Below are 18,448 nucleotides of genomic sequence, written 5' to 3'. Positions count from 1 at the left end.
CCCATGACCCGCCTGATCCTCGCCACCCGCAACGCCGGCAAGATCGCCGAACTCCACGCCATCCTCGCCGCGGCCGGCCTCCCGCACGAACTGGTCGGCGCCGACACCTTCCCCGACGTCCCCGACGTCAAGGAGACGGGCGTGACCTTCGCCGAGAACGCCCTGCTGAAGGCCCACGCCCTCGCCCAGGCGACCGGCCTGCCCGCCGTCGCCGACGACTCCGGCCTGTGCGTGGACGTCCTGAATGGCGCCCCCGGCATCTTCTCCGCCCGCTGGGCCGGCCGCCACGGCGACGACAAGGCCAACCTGGACCTCCTCCTCGCCCAGCTCTCCGACATCGCCGACGAACACCGCGGCGCCCACTTCGCGTGCGCGGCGGCTCTCGCCCTGCCGGACGGCCGGGAACGCGTGGTCGAGGGCCGGCTGCGAGGCACCCTGCGCCACACCCCAGCCGGCACGAACGGCTTCGGCTACGACCCGATCCTCCAGCCGGAGGGTGAAACGCGAACGTGCGCGGAACTGAGCCCAGAGGAGAAGAACGCGATCAGCCACCGGGGGAAGGCGTTCAGGGCGCTGGTGCCGGTGGTGCGGGAGCTGCTGGGCTGACCTCACGAAAACGCCCCGCACCTTCGAATCGAAGGTGCGGGGCTGGGTGCGGCCGGTGGGATTCGAACCCACACGGGCTTTCGCCCACTGCGATCTAAACGCAGCTCGGCTGCCAGTTACGACACGGCCGCGTGCACGGCCATGCTACCGGGTAGGCCTCGTTCACTGGAGAGGGATGTTGGCCCGCCCTCCCCGGCACCACGTGCTGGTGATCGCGTGGCAGTTAGGGCAGAGCAACCGCAGGTTCTTGCGTCGGTCGTCCCGCCAGTCCCCGTTGATGTGATCGACCTCCAGCGTCATGGGCTTGCCCAGCCACTCGGGGCCGACACCACACCTTGCACACTCCTCTGGCACCCCGATGTCGCGGAGAGCGCGGCGGAGCAATGAGGTGCCCGTTCGGTGCTTGCGTTCGTGCTGTACCAGGACGTCCTCAGGCCGTTTGGCGTTCGAGCTCGGCCTGCCTCGCTGGTGGGCTTGGCCGAGGAAGTGTGAGGTATCGAGGTCATCCTCGACCACCCACTGATGGAACAGGGCACGAAACTGGCCGCTGCGGGGCATGCCCAGGGCGCGGAGAGCACCTGCGATGGATGTTGCTCCGTCGACCGCGCACCGCAACTCTAAAGCTGCCGGTTTGGGGTGTGGTTCCTTAGCCCGCCGTCGGCGAGGGAAGTGCGAGACGTCGATGCCGAAGTGCTCGAAACGTTTGTACAGGTGCAGACGAAGGTTGCGGTATGGCCGCGTGCCGAAGAAGTCGATGACCTCGTCGATGTTGGAGCACTGCGCGGCCGCCTCAACCAGTTGTTCGTGGGTGTACTGCACGCCGTGGCTCATGAGACGCCGCTCCTCATGCAGCCCTTGCCGCGCCCTCGATAACTGTCTGTTGTCGAGTGGCAGTTGGGGCAGAGTAGGCGCAGGTTCTCGAGACGGTTGTTGCGCCAACTGCCGTCGATGTGGTCGACCTCCAAGGGGAGCGGCTCGCCCAGCCAGACTGGTTCGATACCGCACAGGGCGCAGCGCTCCTCCACTCCCAGCTCGCGCATCGCCCTCTTGAGGCGGCTGCTCGAGGTGCGCCTGGGGTGCGCTGACGTGTCCTCGACGAGGATCTCATCAGCGGTCCGGCGCCGCTGGTTGTGCCTCATGTTCTCCGTACGGACCGCTGGCGTGAAGTGCGAGGTGTCGATCCCGAACGCCTTGATCCGGCGGCTGATGTGTGTGTGATACCCGCCCACGGCCTCAATCTCGAGATGGCGCAGCACCTCGCACATGTTCCTGGACGCCGACACCGCCGACTGAAGGATCTCCCGCGTCCACTTCGCCCCCTCTCGCTCGAAGTGCGACGTATCTACACCGAGCTTCTTCATGCGCCTCGTTACGTACCCCCGCGTCGAACTCCCCGGATCCACCCCCAGCCTCTCCAACGCTTCCGACAAGTTCCGCGCTCCCCGAGCGGCCGCCTCCAGCCGCTCCTTGGTGTATGCACTGGCCCCCATGAGCCCGCCCCCTCCGTTTTCCGCCGCGTGTTCGCGGTCTCGTACGGAGTAACGAACCGTTTATCGGACAGTCACGCCCGGCATGCAGGACGGCCCGCACCGGTGTGTCCCGGTGCGGGCCGTCCTACCTGCAGAAACGTTCCTTAGACCCCCGGATCCTCAGATCCCCAGGTCCTTGATGATCTTGGCGACGTGGCCGGTGGCCTTCACGTTGTACAGGGCGCGCTCGACCTTGCCCTCCTCGTCCACGACCACCGTGGAGCGGATGACGCCGACGACCGTCTTGCCGTACAGCTTCTTCTCGCCGTAGGCGCCGTACGCCTCCAGCACCTTCTTGTCCGGGTCGGCGAGCAGGGTGACCTTGAGGTTCTCCTGCTCGCGGAACTTGCCCAGCTTCTCCGGCTTGTCGGGGGAGATGCCGATGACGTCGTAGCCCGCGTCGGCGAGCAGTGCCAGGTTGTCGGTGAAGTCGCAGGCCTGCTTGGTGCAGCCTGGAGTGAGGGCAGCGGGGTAGAAGTAGACGATGACCTTGCGGCCCTTGTGGTCGGCCAAGGACACCTCGTTGCCGTCGGCGTCGGGAAGGGAGAAGGCGGGGGCCACGTCCCCGGGCTGGAGTCGCTCGCTCATCGGTCTAGCCTAACGGGAGGGGTCCTGGCGATGCGGCGGCGCGTAAAGCTGACAGACTGTCCAGAACAGCATCAGCAGATTTCGGAGGCCGTACGGTGGCGGACACGTCGGACACGAGAACCCCGGCGCAGATCGAGGCGGACATCAAGCGCCGCCGCGAGGTGCTGGCCGAGACGCTCGACGAGATCGGGATTCGGGTCCACCCGAAGACCATCGTCGGGGATGCCAAGGCGAAGGTCGTCTCCCAGGTCGACCACACCTTCGGCAAGGCCTGTGTACAGGTCAACAAGGTCGTCAGCGATGTGAAGGCGCAGTTCGTCGACGACGACGGGTCGCCGCGCATGGAGCGGGTCGTGCCCGCCGCGCTGCTCGCCGCCGGTGTCGTGGGGCTGATCGTGGTCGGCTCCCGGCGCCGCAAGCGCTGAGCGGCGGCGGCCACCCGGCTGCGTACGGGTGCCGCGAAGGCAGGTAGGTTCGATGGCGTGAGCGCCAAGAGAAACGAGCACTACCCGCAGCACGACAAGCTGCCCATCCGCATGCTGCACGACCGTGTGCTCGTGCGGCAGGACACCTCCGAGGGCGAACGGCGCTCGGGCGGCGGCATCCTGATCCCGGCCACGGCGGCGGTCGGACGCCGGCTGGCCTGGGCCGAGGTCGTCGCGGTCGGGCAGAACGTCCGGACCGTGGAGCCGGGCGACCGCGTCCTGTACGACCCGGAGGACCGGGCCGAGGTCGAGGTGCGGGGCGTGGCGTACGTGCTCATGCGCGAGCGCGATCTGCACGCCGTGGCCGCCGACCGCTTCGAGGGGTCGGAGGACTCCACGGGCCTGTACCTCTGAGCCACCTCTGAGTCCGCCGCACGCCCGACCGAAAAGGGCTGGTGCCCGATCACGGTCACCAGCCCTTTTCGTCTCTCCGGCGCTGTACCCGGTCAGCGCTTGCGGGTCGGGGGCGGCGAGCCGCCCGGGCCCGCGGTCGTGCCGCCGTCGGTGGTGCCGCCGCTGTCCGTGCCGCCCGTGGTGGTGCCGCCGGTGTCCGTGCCACCGGTGGTGGTCCCGCCGTCGGTCGTGCCGCCGGTGATGCCCCCGTCCGTCGGGCCGGGGCCGCCGGTCACGCCGCCGTCGGTGGGCGTACCGCCGTTGTCACCCGGGTCGCCGGTGGTGCCGCCGTCCGTCCCGCCGGTCGTCTGGCCCGCGGTCTGCCCCTGGTCGTCGCCGCCGATGGTGCCGCCGCCGACGGCGCCCTGGTCGCCGTCGCCGGTGCCCGACGCGGACGAGGACGGCGCGACGGGCGGCTGGGTCTTGTCGGCGCCGGGCTGGAGCTGGAGGTCGAAGCTGCTGACCGGCCTGCCCTTCAGGGCGTCCTTGGTGTACTGCGCCCAGATCTCGGCGGGCGCGCCGCCGCCGTTGATGCGGGCGAGGCCCATGGCCCCGTACAGCGGCTTGTGCCGGGCGGTCACCGGGTCCTGGCCCATCACCGAGACGACCGTGGCGAGTTCGGGGGTGTAGCCGGCGAACCAGGCCGCCGTGTCCTCCTCGGCGGTGCCGGTCTTGCCAGCCGCGGGGCGGCCGGCGGCCAGGGCGGCGGTGGCGGTGCCCTTGGCGACCACGCTCTGCAGGACGGACGTGGTGGTGTCCGCGGCCTGACGGCTGACGGCCTGCTCGGTGTGGTGCGCGGGCAGCGGAACGTCCTCAGCGTTGTTCCGCGTGATCTTCTGGATCATCGTGTACGTGCCGTGCTTGCCGTGGTTGGCGAGTGTCGCGTAGGCCCGCGTCATGTCCAGGACGCTGGCGGTGGAGGGGCCGAGCGCGATGGACGGGGAGGCGGTCAGGTCCGGGGTGCTCTCCGGGAGGCCGAGGTCGATCGCGGTCTGCTTGACCTTCGGGGAGCCGACGTCGACGGCCATCTGCGCGTAGACCGAGTTGACCGACTTGTCGGTGGCCTCGCGCACGGTGATCTGGCCGTACGAGTGGCCGTCCTCGTTCTCGGGGTTGTACAGGCCGCCGTCCCAGCCCTGCACGGGCCGCTTGCTCGTGCCGTCGTAGTACGTGTTCGGCGTGATGGTACGGCCGTCCTGCGTGGTCGAGTGGTTCTCCACCGCCGAGGTGAACACGAACGGCTTGAAGGTGGAGCCGACCTGGAAGTCGCCGCGGGTGGCGCCGTTGGTGTACTGCTTCACGTAGTCGACGCCGCCGTACATGGCGACGATCTTGCCGGTCCTGGGGTCGATGGAGGCGCCGCCGGCGCGGACGTACGAGTCGACCTTGCGGTTCTTCTTGTCCAGCTGGGACATCACCTGGTCGTCGACCGCCTTGACGAAGGCGTCCTGCTTGCCCTTGTCGAGGGTGGTGGTGATCCGGTAGCCGCCGGCCGCGAGGGCGCCTGCGTCGAGGATGCCGTTCGTGTCGAGGTAGTGCTTGACCGCCTCGACGATGTAGCCGCGCTGCCCGGACAGGCCGGTGGAGACCGTCTGTTCCTTGGGCATCGGGAACTTGATGCCGGCGCGCTCGGACGCGGGGAGCCAGCCCTGCTTCACCATGCCGTCGAGGACGTAGTTCCAGCGGGCGAGCGCCGCGGGCTTGTTCTCGGGGTGGGCGACGACGTCGTATTCGCTGGGGGCGTTGACGAGCGCGGCGAGGTAGGCGGCGCGGGCCGGGTCGAGGTCGATGGCGTCGACGCCGTAGTAGGCCTGCGCTGCGGCCTGGACGCCGTAGGCGTTGCGGCCGAAGTAGCTGGTGTTGAGGTAGCCCTCGAGGATCTTGTCCTTGGGCTGGTTGCGGTCCAGCTTGATCGAGATGAAGAACTCCTTCACCTTGCGCGTGACGGTCTGTTCCTGCGCCAGGTAGTAGTTCTTCACGTACTGCTGGGTGATGGTCGAACCGGACTGCTTGCCCTTGCCGGTGGCCGTGTTCCAGGCGGCGCGGACCATCGCCTTGAGGTCGACGGCGGACTCGGTGTAGAAGTCGCGGTCCTCGGCCGCCAGGACGGCGTGCTGGCCGGCCTTGGAGATCTGCGAGAGGCGCACGTTCTCCCGGTTGACCTCGCCGTCGCGGGCCAGTTGGGAGCCGTCGGCGTACAGGTAGACGTTGCCCTGCTGGGTGGCGAGGGCGTTGGCCGACGGGATCTTCACCAGTGAGTAGCCGACGAAGAAGGCGCCGGCGAGCAGCAGGACGCCGATGACGAGGGTGCCGAGCACCATGCGCCAGGTCGGGACGGCCCGGCGCCAGCCGGTGCGCTTGCGCCGCGCGGGAGCCCCGGGGGCGTCCTCGGGTACGTCGGGCCGCCCGGCCTGCGCAGCCGGTCCGGCCTGTCCGTCCTGCTGGGACGCGACGGATCCGGTGGGCGGCTCGGGGGTCCGGGGTGCCTGGGGGACCGGGGGCGCGAAGGGGGACGCGGGCGCCTTCGGGCGCGCGGGCCGCTCCGGCTCGTCCCCGGCCCTGGCCCCGGCCCCGGAAGCCTCCGAGGCCGCGGATGCCGCGGAAGCTTCGGAGGCCTTCGGGGCCTTCGGGGCGTCGGGCCGCCTGAACTGCTTGAGCTGCATGGTCTGATCGGGCCGCTCGGGCCGCTCGGCCGCCTTCGGCTCGTCCGCCTGCTCGCTCGCCTCGGGCTTCTCCGGCTGCCTGTCGGCCCGTTGGGGCCGCTCGTCCGCCGCCGGCTTCACCGGCTGCCTCCCGGGCCGCGCGGCCGCCTTGGCCGACTCCGGTGTTTCCGGCCGCTGCCCGGGCCGCTCGGTCGCCTCCGGCGCCTTCGGAGTCTTCGGCTGCTCCTCGGGCCGCTCGTCGCGTCCGTCCGCCCCCTCGTCGGGTGCCGCCTGCGGCTCTCTCGGTGCGCCGCCCTCGTCGGGCTGCTGCGGCTGCGGCTCGTCGCTCATGTCGTGCACGGACTCCTGTTTCGCGTCGTACGTCGCCGTACGCCTCGTACGCCTCTCGGTTTCCCCCGGATGAAGACTCTCGCACCATGCGATCCGTTCCCGGATTCCGGCACGCGTCCGGCCGGAAAATGCGTGGCTTCCCACGTGGCCTGCGGACTAGGCTCCTGCGCTTCGGTGTCGGGAGGTCCGGGAGGGCGGTTGGCATGGGCGCTGGACGGTTGTACACGGCCGTCGCGGCGGGGGTCTTCAGAAGGTACGCGACGTACCGTTCGGCCACTGCGGCAGGGGTGTTCACCAACACGGTCTTCGGTCTCATCCTCGTGTACACCTACCTGGCCCTGTGGGACGAGAAGCCGCATCTCGGCGGCTACGGCCCGGCGCAGGCGGTCACTTACGTGTGGGTGGGTCAGGCGCTGTTCGCCACACTGGCGATCGGGGGCGGCGGGGTCGAGTCCGAGGTGATGGAGCGGATCCGGACGGGCGACGTCGCGATCGACCTGTACCGGCCCGCCGATCTGCAACTGTGGTGGCTGTCGGCCGACTTGGGGCGGGCGCTGTTCCAACTGGTGGGGCGGGGCGTCGTCCCGTTCGTGTTCGGGTCGCTGTGCTTCGAGCTGGCGCTGCCGAGGGACGTGGGCACCTGGGCCGCCTTCGCGTTCGCCCTGGTGCTGGCCCTGTTGGTCGGGTTCGGGATCCGCTACCTGGTGGCGCTGAGCGCCTTCTGGCTGCTGGACGGGGCCGGAGTGGCCCAGATGGCGTGGATCGTCGGGATGTTCTGCTCGGGGATGGTGCTGCCGCTGAACGTCTTCCCGGGCGCGCTGGGCGAGGTCGTACGGCTGCTGCCGTGGGCGTCGCTGCTCCAGGCGCCCGCCGACGTGCTGCTGGGCCGGGCGGACGTGTGGGGCACGTTCGCCCTCCAGGCGGCGTGGGCCGTGGTGTTGCTGGGAGCCGGCCGGCTGGTGCAGTCGGCGGCGACGCGGCGGGTGGTGGTGCAGGGTGGCTGAGAGCGGCGTAACAGAACCCGTTCGGGTCAACCGAGTTGTGGACGGACTGCGGGCCTACCGGCTGATCGCCGCGATGTGGATCCGCTCCACGATGGCGTACCGGGCCTCCTTCGCCATGACGACGTTCGGCAACTTCGCCGCGACCGCGCTCGACTTCGTCGCGATCCTGCTGATGTTCTCCCGCATCGACGCCCTCGGCGGCTGGACGCTGCCCGAGGTCGCCTTCCTGTACGGCGCCTCCGGCGTCGCGTTCGGCCTGGCCGACCTGGCGATCGGCTCGATGGACCGGCTGGGGCGCCGCGTCCGCGACGGCACGCTGGACACCCTGCTCGTGCGCCCCGCGCCGGTGCTGGCGCAGGTGGCCGCGGACCGCTTCGCGCCGCGTCGGCTGGGCCGGGTCACCCAGGGCGCGCTGGTGCTCGGCTGGGCGCTGGCGGCCCTGCACCTGACCTGGACGCCGCTGAAGCTGCTGCTCATGCCCCTGATGCTGCTCAGCGGTGCGTTGATCTTCTGCGCGGTGTTCGTGGCGGGCGCCGCCTTCCAGTTCGTGGCGCAGGACGCCTCCGAGGTGCAGAACGCGTTCACGTACGGCGGCACCACGCTGTTGCAGTACCCGCCCACCGTGTTCGCGCGGGAGCTGGTGCGCGGTGTGACCTTCGTGCTGCCGCTCGCCTTCGTCAACTGGCTGCCCGCGACGTACGTGTTGGGGCGGCCGTACCCCCTCGGGCTGCCGGAGTGGACGGCGTTCGTCTCGCCGCTGGTGGCGGTGGCGTGCTGTGTGCTGGCCGGGGTGGCATGGCGGGCGGGGCTTCGTTCCTACCGGAGTACAGGGAGTTAGCGCATGGCGGACAGTGACGGCGGCGTTCCGGGCGGGCGCGGCTTCATCGAGGTGGACCGGCTGGAGAAGGTCTTCGACGTGCGCAGGAAGACCGGTTTCCTGCGCCGGGAGCGGCGGCAGGTGCGGGCGGTCGACGCGCTCTCCTTCACCGTGGCGCGCGGCGAGATGGTCGGCTACATCGGCCCGAACGGCGCGGGCAAGTCGACGACCATCAAGATGCTCACCGGCATCCTGACGCCGAGCGGCGGCCGGCTGCGGGTGGCCGGCATCGACCCCGCCCGTGAGCGCTCGCGCCTCGCGCACCGCATCGGCGTGGTCTTCGGGCAGCGTACGACGCTGTGGTGGGACCTGCCGCTGATCGACTCCTACCGGCTGGCGCACCGCATGTACCGCATCCCCGACGCCCGTTACCGGGAGAACCTCGACCGCTGCGTCGAACTCCTTGAGCTGAGTGACCTGTTGGACGTCCCGGTACGGCAACTCTCCCTCGGTCAGCGGATGCGCGGCGACATCGCGGCGGCTCTGCTGCACGACCCCGAGGTGCTCTACCTCGACGAGCCGACGATCGGCCTGGACGTCATCTCCAAGGCGAAGGTGCGCGGTTTCCTGCGCGAGCTCAACGCCGAGCGCGGTACGACGGTCCTGCTGACCACCCACGACCTTCAGGACATCGAGCAGTTGTGCTCGCGCGTGATGGTCATCGACCACGGCAGGCTGGTCTACGACGGCCCGCTGACCGGGCTGCACGAGGCGGGCGAGAGCGAGCGGACCCTGGTGGTGGACCTGGAGCGCGAACTCCCGCCGGTGACGGTGCCCGGGGCCCGGGTGGTGCGGGTGGACGGCCCGCGTCAGTGGCTGGCGTTCCCCGCCGCCGCGTCGGCGGCCCCGCTGGTGGCGCGGATCGCGGCGGAGTACCCGCTGGTGGACCTGTCGGTACGGGAGCCGGACATCGAGGAGGTGATCGCCCGGATGTACGCCGGTCACCCGGTCGACGCCGGGGACGCGGAGGAAGCGGTCCCGTAGGCCTGGGCCGGGGGAGGGCAACCTCGTACGCTGCTGTGCATGACCGACGAAGCCCCGGAACTGCGCGCCTCCGACGCCGACCGTGAGCGGGTAGCCGAGATCCTGCGGGACGCCGTGGCCGAAGGGCGCCTCGACATGGAGGAGTTCGAGGAACGGCTGGACGCCACGTACGCGGCGCGTACGTACGGGGAGTTGGCGCCGATCACCCGGGACCTGCCGGGAGCGGGCACGGTCGCGCCGCCCACCGTCTCGCTGCGCAAGGTGCCCGCCGAGAGCGCGAGTTGGGCAAGCCGGATCACCGGGGGTGAGGGCTCCTCGTCCGGGGCGGTCGCCGTCCTGTCGGGGTTCCAGCGCAAGGGCCGCTGGACGATGCCCCGCCGCTTCACCTGCTTCGCCTTCTGCGGCGGCGGCGAGATCGACCTGCGCGAGGCCGACTTCGCGGACCGGGAGGTGGAGATCAGCTGCGTGGCCGTCATGGGTGGCGTGCAGGTGATCGTGCCGCCGGGCGTGGAGGTCGTCGTCCGCGGCATCGGCGTCATGGGCGGCTTCGACCACCGGGAGGAGGGCGTGGCCGGCGAGCCGGGGGCTCCGCGCGTGATCGTGAGCGGCTTCGCCTTCTGGGGCGGCGTCGGCGTGGAGCGCAAGCTCACCCGGGCGCAGCGGCAGCGGCTGAAGGGGGAGCGCCGCCAGGAGAAGCTGGACCGCCAGGCGGCGCTCAGGGAGTTGCAGGAATCCTTCCAGGAGGACCTCCACGAGGCCCGGCGCCGGATGCTCGACGGTCACCGCGAACTGCGGCGCGGGCGCTATGAGGAGCGCCGAGAGGGCCGGCGCGAACGCCGTGAGGAACGCCGGCGCCGGCACTTCTGAGAACTCGGGTCCCGCGGATTGACGGGCGGCCCCGCTCCGTGGTGGATCGGGGCCGCCCGTACGTCCGTTGCCGGGGCCGGCGTACCGCCTACAGCTCGGCCTGCCCGGCGCCCTTCAGCTCCCGCAGGTCGAAGGTCTCGGCCATCTTCTGGTAGCCGGCGTCGCTCGGGTGGAGGTGGTCGCCGGAGTCGTACTCAGGGCGCAGCCGCAGCGGGTTGTACGGGTCCTTGAGCGCCTGGTCGAAGTCGACGACGGCGTCGTAGACCTGGCCGGACCGGATCATCGCGTTGACCTCCTGGCGGACCGCGTCGCGGGCCGGGGTGTAGCCGCGGTGACCCTGGAAGGGCATCAGCGTGGCGCCTATGACCTTCAGGCCGCGGGCGTGGGCCTGGCGGACGAGGGTGCGCAGACCGTCGGTGATCTCGCCCGCGTCCGCCAGGCGCGGGTTGTGGAGTATGTCGTTGACGCCGAGGTCGATGACGACGACCTTGACGTTCGTACGCGACAGGACGTCACGGCCGAAGCGGCCGAGCGCGCTCTCGTTGCCGGCCGGGCGGCCCGAACCGCCGTCGGTCAGGACGCGGTTGCCGCTGATGCCCTGGTTGACGACGGTGTAGCGGGGCACGCTCCGGCCGTCGGCGAGGTCCGTGCGCAGGCGCTCCGAAAGGACGTCCGTCCAGCGGCGGTTGGCGCCCACGGTGGAGCGGTAGCCGTCCGTGATGGAGTCGCCGAGCACCACGACGGTGCCGTCGGAGGCGTTGCTCAGCACGTCGAGGGCGGTCAGGTAGCGCCAGTACGGGGTCTGCTGGGTGTAGGCGGTGCCGGTCGCGTCCTCGGTGTGGTCACCGAGCGCGACGTACGACATCTGCCGCGACTGCGGATGGTAGGTGACCGGGCCGGACGCGGTGGGCGAGTACGTGGTGACCAGGACGTCGGTGTCGTGCGGGATGTTGACGCGCACCGCGTCGCTGAGCACCTGGCCGCCCGGGGGAATGACCACGGAGGCGTTGCCGCCGAAGCTGAGGCGGCGCATCGTCTCGGCCGCGGCCTCCGCCGAGTTGTCGCCGACGGCGACGGCGATGGAGGCGTGCGTGATGGTCAGCGGCGTGCGTCCGTAGAGGTTGGACAGCGTGATCCGCGCGCTCGTGCCGCCGACGCTCGCGTGCACGACGTTGCGCACCGAGCGGCCGGCCATGCCGCGGACCAGCGTGCCCGGCTCGCCGCCCACGGGGGAGGCCGACCAGGCGCCGACCCAGGTGCCGGCGGAGGCGGGGGCCGCGGAGGCGTCGCGGTGGGGACGGTTCCCGGCGATGCTGCTCAGCGGTGTGCCGTCGTCGGCCGACACCCCGACGTAGATGGCGGTGGACAGGCCGACGACCAGCGCGACGATCGAACTGAGCACGGCATACCCGTGACCCCTGGTCATACGCGTGTTGTTCCCCTCGGGCGGGTGAGGAGCCCGAGGCTCCGGTGTGATGAGCCCATGATGCTTCATGAGCCGGGGTGGACGTGACCGGCACCTGCCTGGTCCTCCGCCCAGACAGACGTCGGGAACTCCTGTTCCGTTCCAGGAGTCGGTCAGGTAGGGACAATGTGTGCGGGATCACCGAACGGGTGGAGTGAATGGAACGTACCGAACCGGAAGAAACGGAAGAAACAGCGACACAGGGAGGTGCCCCGCCCCGCCGCGCCATGAATACCTTCACACCGGCCGACGTGGAACGGCAGCGCGGAGTACGGCGGATGAAGCTCACCGCGACCGGGATGCTCCTGTTCGTCGCGGTGGTGTACGTCCTCGCCAAATGGGCCTCCCACAGCGGCGCGGGCGCCTGGACGGACTATGTCGCGGCGGCCGCCGAGGCCGGCATGGTCGGCGCGCTCGCCGACTGGTTCGCGGTCACCGCCCTCTTCCGTCACCCCCTTGGCCTGCCCATCCCGCACACCGCGATCATTCCCACCAAGAAGGACCAGCTGGGCGTCTCCCTCGGTGAGTTCGTCGGCGAGAACTTCCTCTCCGGGGACGTCGTACGGCAGCGGCTGCGCGCGGTGGGCATCAGCAGCCGGCTGGGTGCCTGGCTCGCCGAGCCCGAGCACGCTGACCGGGTGACGGCGGAACTGGCGACCGCGCTGCGCGGCGCGCTCACCGTCCTGCGCGACTCCGACGTCCAGGCGGTGGTCGGCGAGGCGATCACCCGCCGGGCCGAGGCCCAGGAGGTCGCGCCCGGCATGGGGAAACTGCTGGAGCGCATCGTCGCCGACGGCGGCCACCGGCGGGTCGTGGACCTGATCGTCTCCCGGGCCCACGACTGGCTGGTGCTCCACGACCTCCAGGTCATGGACGCCATCGAGGGCGGCGCCCCCGGCTGGACGCCACGCTTCGTCGACCGCAGAGTCGGCGAGCGCGTCTACCGCGAGCTGCTGCGCTTCTGCACGGAGATCCGGGACATGCCCTCCCACCCCGCGCGCGGCGCCCTCGACCGCTTCCTCGCCGACTTCGCGGGCGACCTCCAGTCCGACACGGACACCCGCGCGCGGGTGGAGCGGCTCAAGGACGAGGTGCTGGGCCGCGGCGAGGTGCAGGACCTCATCGCCTCCGCCTGGACGGCCGTACGATCCATGATCGTCGCGGCGGCGGAGGACGAGCGCAGCGAGCTGCGGATGCGCGTGCGCGCCTCACTGCTCTCCCTGGGCGCCCGGATGGCGCACGACCCCCGGGTCCAGGGCAAGGTCGACAGCTGGGTCGAGGACGCGGCCGTCCACGTCGTGTCGACGTACCGCAAGGAGATCACCTCCCTGATCACCGACACGGTGGCCGGCTGGGACGCCGAGCACACGACCCGCAAGATCGAGGCCAACATCGGCCGCGACCTGCAGTTCATCCGGATCAACGGCACGGTGGTGGGATCGCTGGCGGGGCTGGCGATCTTCGCGGTGACTCGGGGGGTGGGGGTCTGAGGGGTGGGGGCGCGCTGCGGGGCCGCGCTGGGCCGGTGGCTGGGCTGAGGGGTGCGCGGGGGTGCGCTGCCAGGCCGAGGAGGTACGCGGGGCGCGCTGTTGGGCCGAAGGGGTGGCCTCGGGTGGCCTCCCGCCCTACTTGGCCTGGGGGGAGCGCGTCTCCGCGTGCATGCCTCGCCTCGCCTGAGGGTTACGCGCTCCGGCGCCCCGGTGACTGCTCCGCAGCGCGCTGTGCTCCGCCCGGTCGGCGACCACGTAGGACACAACGCCCATGGCCCCCGCGAGGCCGAGGACGGCCGGCCACGCGCCGATCTTCTTGGCCAGCGGGTGGGAGAGGGCGAAGGCGCCGGTGTACGCGGCGCTCAGCGCGAGGGCGACCGGCTCGCTGACCGTGTCACGCCACTGGCGCGCGGCGACGACGCCGACGACTGCCAGCACGGCGCCGCCGAGCGGCCGGATGCCGGTCAGTCGCGAAACCGAGTACCCACCGACGATCCCGCCGGCGGCGAGCAGCGAGGTGGGGATGTCGAAGGGAGCGTTGAGCGAGATCGATCGGGCCTTGATCATGTCTGCCTCCTGGTGCCTGTGACCTGAGGCTAACTCCATGTCCTGCGCCGGGCAGAACGGAGCGGAGGCGGGGGCCGGGGTCACCCGTCGAGGCGGGGCGAGGGCGACCGCCGGACAAGCCGGATAAACCGAGTGCGCGAGGCGAGCGACGACTGGGACCGTGACCCCCATGGATCCCACTGCTCAGACTGCTCCGACTCCGAGGCAACCGAGGACCGGCGACGCCTTCGGCCGCATCCTGGCCCGCTGCTGGGCGGCGGGCGCCGCACCCTGGTCGGCGGTGGAGGTGATCGAACGCGACGACGGCTTCGTCGCGGCCCATGACGCCGCCCGGTACTTCCGTGAGCCCGGGCAGTGGTCGGCGCTGGACACCTGGGCATGGGGCCAGGCCACGGGCCGGATCCTGGACGTGGGCTGCGGCGGCGGCCGCCACGCGGTTCCGTGGCGGGCCAGGGGCCACGAGGTGCTGGGCCTGGATCCGTCCCCGGAGGCGGTACGCATCACGCGCGAACGGGGAGTCGACGCGACCGTCGGCTCCGTGTCGTCCCTGCCCGCAGGGCTCGGGGAGTTCGACACGATCGCCCTCTTCGGCAACAACCTGGGCCTGCTGGGCGGCCCCGCCCAGGCGCCGCGGGTGCTGGCGTCCCTGGCCGCGGTGGCCCGCCCCGGCGCCCTCCTGATCGGCACGGGCACCGACCCCGGTGACGGCGGCCCCGTCCACGCCGCCTACCACGCCTGGAACCTCGACCGAGGCCGCCCCCGCGGCCAACTGCGCCTGCGCGTACGGGACGGCGTGACGGCAACCCCGTGGTTCGACTACTGGCTGGCGGCCCCGGCCGAACTGGAGCCGGCGATCGCTGTGTCGCCCTGGACCCTGGAAACCCTGGAAAGCGACCCGTCGGGAGCGGGCTATGTGATGTGCCTGCGCCGCAAGTAACCGGGACCTGCCGTCCGGAGTCTCAGATGTCGGACATCAAGCCCAAGGTGTCCTGTCGAGCCGTACCGCGCTGGCCGGTTCGGCGCGAACCCACTGTAGGCGCGCTCACACGTCAATTAGCATGCCCCCGACAGCCGGGAGACGCATCGATGGCCCCGGCGGCACACGCTTTCGGGGGCGGCGATGGCAGTAGGCACGACCCGTGTCGGCGACGCGGAGCAGCTGTTGGCGGCCAGCCGCGGCTGCTCCGAGCTGGCCTCGCTGGTCAGGACCGCGGGTGACTTCCCGCGCAGCGACCTGGACGACGCGGCCGGCAGCCTGTCCGGCGCCAACTGGGACGGCCAGCTCGGCGCTGCCCTCAGGCACCTGGCGACCCGGTGGACGGATCAGTGCGACGCGCTGCACACCACCTACCAGGGACTGGGCCAGAAGACCTGGGACACGTGGTCGGCGTACACGGGTGTCGAGCGCGCCAACACCGCGACGTTCAACGGCGCGCACGCCGACATGCGGGCCACCTTCGGCTGACCCGAGCGGAGTTGAAGCCGTAGCCGACCAGTCGCTACCCACGGGGGGCAGCACTATGACGATCACCTACGTCCAGCTCGACCACCTCAGTCTGACCCGCCTCGACCACGCCATCACCGCGTGGCAGGAAGTCGTGCGGAAGATGAAGGAGGTCGACGAATCCCACGGTCCCAAGGCGCAGAAGCCCTTCGAGGCCGCGGGATGGAGCACCATCGGGGGCGGCTCGGACACGGCCGCGGCGGCCCACCGGCAGATCAAGAACGCCGGCCACGAGGCCGATGCGGCCCTGCAGCAGGCCCGCGCGATCGAGAAGGTCCTCACGGAGACCCGCGACAGCCTCAAGGCGCAGCAGAAACGGCTCCACGACTACGTAGCGGAGACGACCGCGGGCGGAAAGGTCCGGATCTCCGACCAGGGCAAGGTCACCTTCACCGACTCCGTCGTGGACGACCCCGAACTCCAGGGCCAGCCCGGCTACGGCCAGGCCGTGGCCGCCGAACTGCGCACCATCGACGAGATCGAGGGCGAGATACGCAAGATCCTCGCCGCGGCCACCGAGGTCGACGACAGTGCCGCCGCCGCCCTGCGCTACGACGTCGGCAACGACAAGCGCAGCTTCAACGAACACGCCACCGGCAACACGGAGAAGGCCGAGGACCGCTACGACTCCGCCCGCGCCGTTCAGCTGGCACACAAGGGCGACAAGATGAGCAACAGCGAGCTCAAGGAGTTCAACAGCCTCCTCAAGGAGCACAGCAAGGACCCCGAGTTCGCGGAACGGTTCGCCACCCGCATGGGCGGCCAGGGCACGCTGGAGTTCTGGGAGGGCATGGACCTGCACGGCCACCCCGGCCCCGACGGCACCCGCAAGGACCTCCTGGAACAGACCCGCAGCCAGCTCGGCGCCACCCTCGCCACCGCCACCCAGTCCGACAGCAGAGCGATGCAGGACTGGAAGCACGACGTGATCGCCGCGGGCCCCCACCATCTCGATTACGACCTCAAGAACCCCAGGGGATTCCAGGTCATGTCCAACCTGATGAACTCGGGCCGCTACGACCACGCCTTCCTGCACGACTACGGCGACGCCCTGATCGACTACGAGAAGGACGCCGTCAAGAGCGGTCAGTCCCTGCACGACGAGTACCTCGGCAAGACCATCGCCGGCAGCGGCCTCGACGGCGGCGACATCGACCTCACCAACAACTGGGGCACCGACCCCATGACCGGCTACATGAACGCCCTCGGCCACAACCACCAGGCATCGACCGACTTCTTCTCCGACAAGACCGACTTCGACTACGTGGTGGGCGGCGGCGAGGGGGACAAGGGCGCCCGCGATTGGCCGCAGGACGCCTACCCCCAGGACAAGCACGGCACGTCCCGCGGCTACGACGCCCTCGGCCACGCCCTGGAGTCGGCGACGACGGGGAGCGACTACGGGGCAGGCAGCCCGGAACTGCACCGGGGTGCGGAAGAGCGCGCCATCGTGGGGCAGGTCATGGAACGCTACGGGGATCCCGACCTTGGGCTGATGGGCAAGCAGGCGGGCATCTCCGACAGCATGGGACGCATCGGCGCCGCCTACATCGACGACCTCAACTACAGCATTTCGGGACTGGATGCCTCAGACCCCAGCAGAGGAGGCATGGAGGAACTGTTCGGCACCAAGGACGAGAACAAGATGGACGCGGTCACGGCCAAGCAGTTCATCCGAGAGTTGGGCCACGACGAGACCTCGCACGGCATCATGTCCCAGGCCCAACAAGCCTTCACTACCAGCCGCATCCACGCCCACGAAGGCACCCCCGAGGCGTACCGGGCTGCCGAGTGGGGAATGACGATGCACGGTGCCCTCGATGAGGCACGTGCCGAACAGATCGGCCACGACTACCGCGAGGGCGACGAGAGCTACAACCACGCACTTGAGAAGTCGGCTGCCTGGAAGCAAGCGGGCGTGTCGATCGCCGTGGGTGGCGCCACAGCCGGGGTCGAAGGAGCTGCCACCATCCTGGCCCCGCAATCGGTGCCCATCATCGTTCCTATCGCCGAGGCCGCCGGTTCAGCTGTGGAAACCGGGCTGGGGAACGAGATCTCCGACTCCCTCAAGGCCGCCGAGCGGGACAGCAGTGGCAAGGCCATCAATAGCATTGATGCATTTGACTACGAAGCCAAGAAGTTGGCCAGGACAGGCATCGACAACTACATGGACCAGCAAGGTGTGATGGGGGCACCACGAGATGCTCGGAACACGGCACTCGACGCCGCTTATGCCCGGGGTGCTGACATAACGGATACGGACAACTCTCGATGACCCTGAAGCCCAGTTGCCTGCGAGCGACGGCCACGTTTCTGACGCTTGCTGCCCTCATCACCGCATGCGGCGCCCCACAGGACGCGCCCAAACCCGCCCCTATCAAGCCGGTCGCGGCGGACGACATCTGTGGCGGCATGTTCGGCAGTGACACAGGGCGAGACCTTCAACAACTCCTCACCGGGCGAAAGGAGTTCTACCCCCGCACACGATCCGAGGGGGTGCGAGTCGAGCGGGTGGCAGACCAGATGCGTAAGGAAGCCCCAGGCAGCAGCAAGCCGAACTACACCAGAGCCTCCTCCGTGTGTTCCTTCCTGCTGTGCAAGGAAGATGTGCGAACGCGCTGCGGAGGCCAAAGAGAGATCGACTTCTACTTCGGCTGGACCCGACACCCTTACTTCACCAAAGAGGAGAGGTCCGAGGTCCTCAACTTCACCGTAGGCGATGCGGAGATGACGCGTACCGTGGACGACCTCCGGCGAGCAACAGCACGCTTCGCGTGCAGACTTCCGGGCGCTCACGAGGGGGCTGTGCAAGGCTACTTTCAAGGGTATTGGGACAGCGATCTAGGCGTGATCGAGGCGAACAACGCCCGGCTCAGAGTGTTGCTCTCAGCCGCATCCAAGGTAAGTAAGTCCCTGGGCTGCACGAACAATCCTCGTCTGTCCCCCTCTGACGAGATCAAGAAGTCTCACGAGGATTGATTACGACAGTTACCGCTACTGCTGCGGGTAACGGTCAGTCGGCGGCTGGTGCTGGTTGAGCCGAAGCACGATAGCTGTCACCAAGGCAGGCTTGTTGTCACCGGGAGCGCCGGACAG

General features: G+C 70.0%; 17 protein-coding genes, 1 tRNA gene and 1 pseudogene. 12 read left to right on the top strand and 7 right to left on the bottom strand.

The genetic code is table 11. The features are described from left to right. Positions 1-3: 3 nt before the first annotated feature. Complete coding sequence (rdgB, locus tag QFZ74_RS11920) at positions 4-606, top strand: RdgB/HAM1 family non-canonical purine NTP pyrophosphatase (protein WP_307620783.1); 603 nt, start codon at positions 4-6, stop codon at positions 604-606. A 47-nt stretch (positions 607-653) separates the two neighbouring features. Here the strand turns inward: rdgB and QFZ74_RS11915 are convergent. The 4 genes from QFZ74_RS11915 to bcp all read right to left on the bottom strand — a co-directional run bounded on the left by QFZ74_RS11915 (position 654) and on the right by bcp (position 2,723). Next, positions 654-737, bottom strand: a tRNA-Leu gene (locus QFZ74_RS11915). Between the two features lie 31 nt (positions 738-768). After that, complete coding sequence (locus QFZ74_RS11910; RefSeq protein WP_307620782.1) at positions 769-1,437, bottom strand: HNH endonuclease; 669 nt, start codon at positions 1,435-1,437, stop codon at positions 769-771. After that, entirely contained in the window at positions 1,434-2,096 is a 663-nt protein-coding gene (locus tag QFZ74_RS11905; RefSeq protein WP_307620781.1) for an HNH endonuclease signature motif containing protein, read from the bottom strand. Before QFZ74_RS11905 ends, QFZ74_RS11910 begins: the two co-directional genes overlap by 4 nt. Positions 2,097-2,255: 159 nt before the next feature. Beyond that, positions 2,256-2,723, bottom strand: coding sequence for a thioredoxin-dependent thiol peroxidase (gene bcp / locus QFZ74_RS11900; RefSeq protein ID WP_307620780.1), 468 nt, complete (start codon positions 2,721-2,723; stop codon positions 2,256-2,258). Positions 2,724-2,818: 95 nt separating this feature from the next. Between bcp and QFZ74_RS11895 the strand changes: the two genes are divergently transcribed. Together QFZ74_RS11895 and QFZ74_RS11890 are read left to right on the top strand one after the other, a co-directional pair. Further along, entirely contained in the window at positions 2,819-3,148 is a 330-nt protein-coding gene (locus tag QFZ74_RS11895) for a DUF3618 domain-containing protein (protein ID WP_307620779.1), read from the top strand. Between the two features lie 57 nt (positions 3,149-3,205). After that, positions 3,206-3,562 carry a co-chaperone GroES gene (locus QFZ74_RS11890; protein WP_307620778.1) on the top strand — a complete coding sequence of 119 codons (357 nt, stop codon included), beginning with the start codon at positions 3,206-3,208 and terminating at the stop codon, positions 3,560-3,562. A gap of 92 nt (positions 3,563-3,654) precedes the next feature. On the opposite strand, the gene QFZ74_RS11885 is transcribed toward QFZ74_RS11890, so the two are convergent. After that, the gene (locus QFZ74_RS11885) at positions 3,655-6,594 is read right to left on the bottom strand and encodes a transglycosylase domain-containing protein (RefSeq protein ID WP_307620777.1); all 2,940 of its coding nucleotides are present in this window, start codon (positions 6,592-6,594) and stop codon (positions 3,655-3,657) included. A gap of 203 nt (positions 6,595-6,797) precedes the next feature. On the opposite strand from QFZ74_RS11885, the gene QFZ74_RS11880 reads away from it, so the two are divergent. Genes QFZ74_RS11880 through QFZ74_RS11865 form a run of 4 tightly spaced genes read left to right on the top strand, consistent with a single transcriptional unit; the run spans position 6,798 to position 10,326 of the window. Then, positions 6,798-7,598, top strand: a complete 801-nt coding sequence (locus QFZ74_RS11880) for an ABC-2 family transporter protein (RefSeq protein WP_307620776.1) — start codon at positions 6,798-6,800, stop codon at positions 7,596-7,598. Next, positions 7,591-8,436: an ABC transporter permease gene (locus QFZ74_RS11875; RefSeq protein WP_307620775.1), complete on the top strand. Its 846-nt coding sequence runs from the start codon at positions 7,591-7,593 to the stop codon at positions 8,434-8,436. The genes QFZ74_RS11880 and QFZ74_RS11875 overlap by 8 nt, the downstream gene beginning before the upstream one ends. A gap of 3 nt (positions 8,437-8,439) precedes the next feature. Continuing rightward, positions 8,440-9,459: an ATP-binding cassette domain-containing protein gene (locus QFZ74_RS11870; RefSeq protein ID WP_307620774.1), complete on the top strand. Its 1,020-nt coding sequence runs from the start codon at positions 8,440-8,442 to the stop codon at positions 9,457-9,459. A 39-nt stretch (positions 9,460-9,498) separates the two neighbouring features. Further along, on the top strand, positions 9,499-10,326 hold the full coding sequence (locus QFZ74_RS11865) for a DUF1707 domain-containing protein (protein ID WP_307620773.1): 828 nt from the start codon (positions 9,499-9,501) through the stop codon (positions 10,324-10,326). Between the two features lie 88 nt (positions 10,327-10,414). Here QFZ74_RS11865 and QFZ74_RS11860 read toward each other — a convergent pair whose 3' ends face one another. Further along, on the bottom strand, positions 10,415-11,752 hold the full coding sequence (locus QFZ74_RS11860; protein ID WP_307620772.1) for an SGNH/GDSL hydrolase family protein: 1,338 nt from the start codon (positions 11,750-11,752) through the stop codon (positions 10,415-10,417). Between the two features lie 197 nt (positions 11,753-11,949). Here QFZ74_RS11860 and QFZ74_RS11855 point away from each other — a divergent pair, with 197 nt between their 5' ends. Then, positions 11,950-13,281: a DUF445 domain-containing protein gene (locus QFZ74_RS11855; RefSeq protein WP_307620771.1), complete on the top strand. Its 1,332-nt coding sequence runs from the start codon at positions 11,950-11,952 to the stop codon at positions 13,279-13,281. A gap of 240 nt (positions 13,282-13,521) precedes the next feature. Here the strand turns inward: QFZ74_RS11855 and QFZ74_RS11850 are convergent. After that, a pseudogene (locus tag QFZ74_RS11850) lies at positions 13,522-13,848 on the bottom strand (hypothetical protein); the annotation flags it as partial. A gap of 169 nt (positions 13,849-14,017) precedes the next feature. Between QFZ74_RS11850 and QFZ74_RS11845 the strand changes: the two are divergent. The 4 genes from QFZ74_RS11845 (at position 14,018) to QFZ74_RS11830 (ending at position 18,331) form a co-directional block, all read left to right on the top strand. Continuing rightward, positions 14,018-14,785 carry a class I SAM-dependent methyltransferase gene (locus tag QFZ74_RS11845; RefSeq protein ID WP_307620770.1) on the top strand — a complete coding sequence of 256 codons (768 nt, stop codon included), beginning with the start codon at positions 14,018-14,020 and terminating at the stop codon, positions 14,783-14,785. 183 nt (positions 14,786-14,968) lie between these two features. Beyond that, the gene (locus QFZ74_RS11840) at positions 14,969-15,313 is read left to right on the top strand and encodes a hypothetical protein (RefSeq protein WP_307620769.1); all 345 of its coding nucleotides are present in this window, start codon (positions 14,969-14,971) and stop codon (positions 15,311-15,313) included. A gap of 55 nt (positions 15,314-15,368) precedes the next feature. Continuing rightward, entirely contained in the window at positions 15,369-17,627 is a 2,259-nt protein-coding gene (locus QFZ74_RS11835) for a hypothetical protein (protein ID WP_307620768.1), read from the top strand. Next, the gene (locus tag QFZ74_RS11830) at positions 17,624-18,331 is read left to right on the top strand and encodes a hypothetical protein (RefSeq protein ID WP_307620767.1); all 708 of its coding nucleotides are present in this window, start codon (positions 17,624-17,626) and stop codon (positions 18,329-18,331) included. The genes QFZ74_RS11835 and QFZ74_RS11830 overlap by 4 nt, the downstream gene beginning before the upstream one ends. The last annotated feature ends 117 nt before the right edge of the window (positions 18,332-18,448 follow it).

Origin of the sequence: Streptomyces sp. V3I7 (genome assembly GCF_030817495.1) — a bacterium.
In the GTDB taxonomy this organism is placed as follows: domain Bacteria; phylum Actinomycetota; class Actinomycetes; order Streptomycetales; family Streptomycetaceae; genus Streptomyces.
The sequence above is the reverse complement of the archived record's forward strand: the minus strand, read 5'-3'. Positions and strand labels throughout refer to the sequence as shown.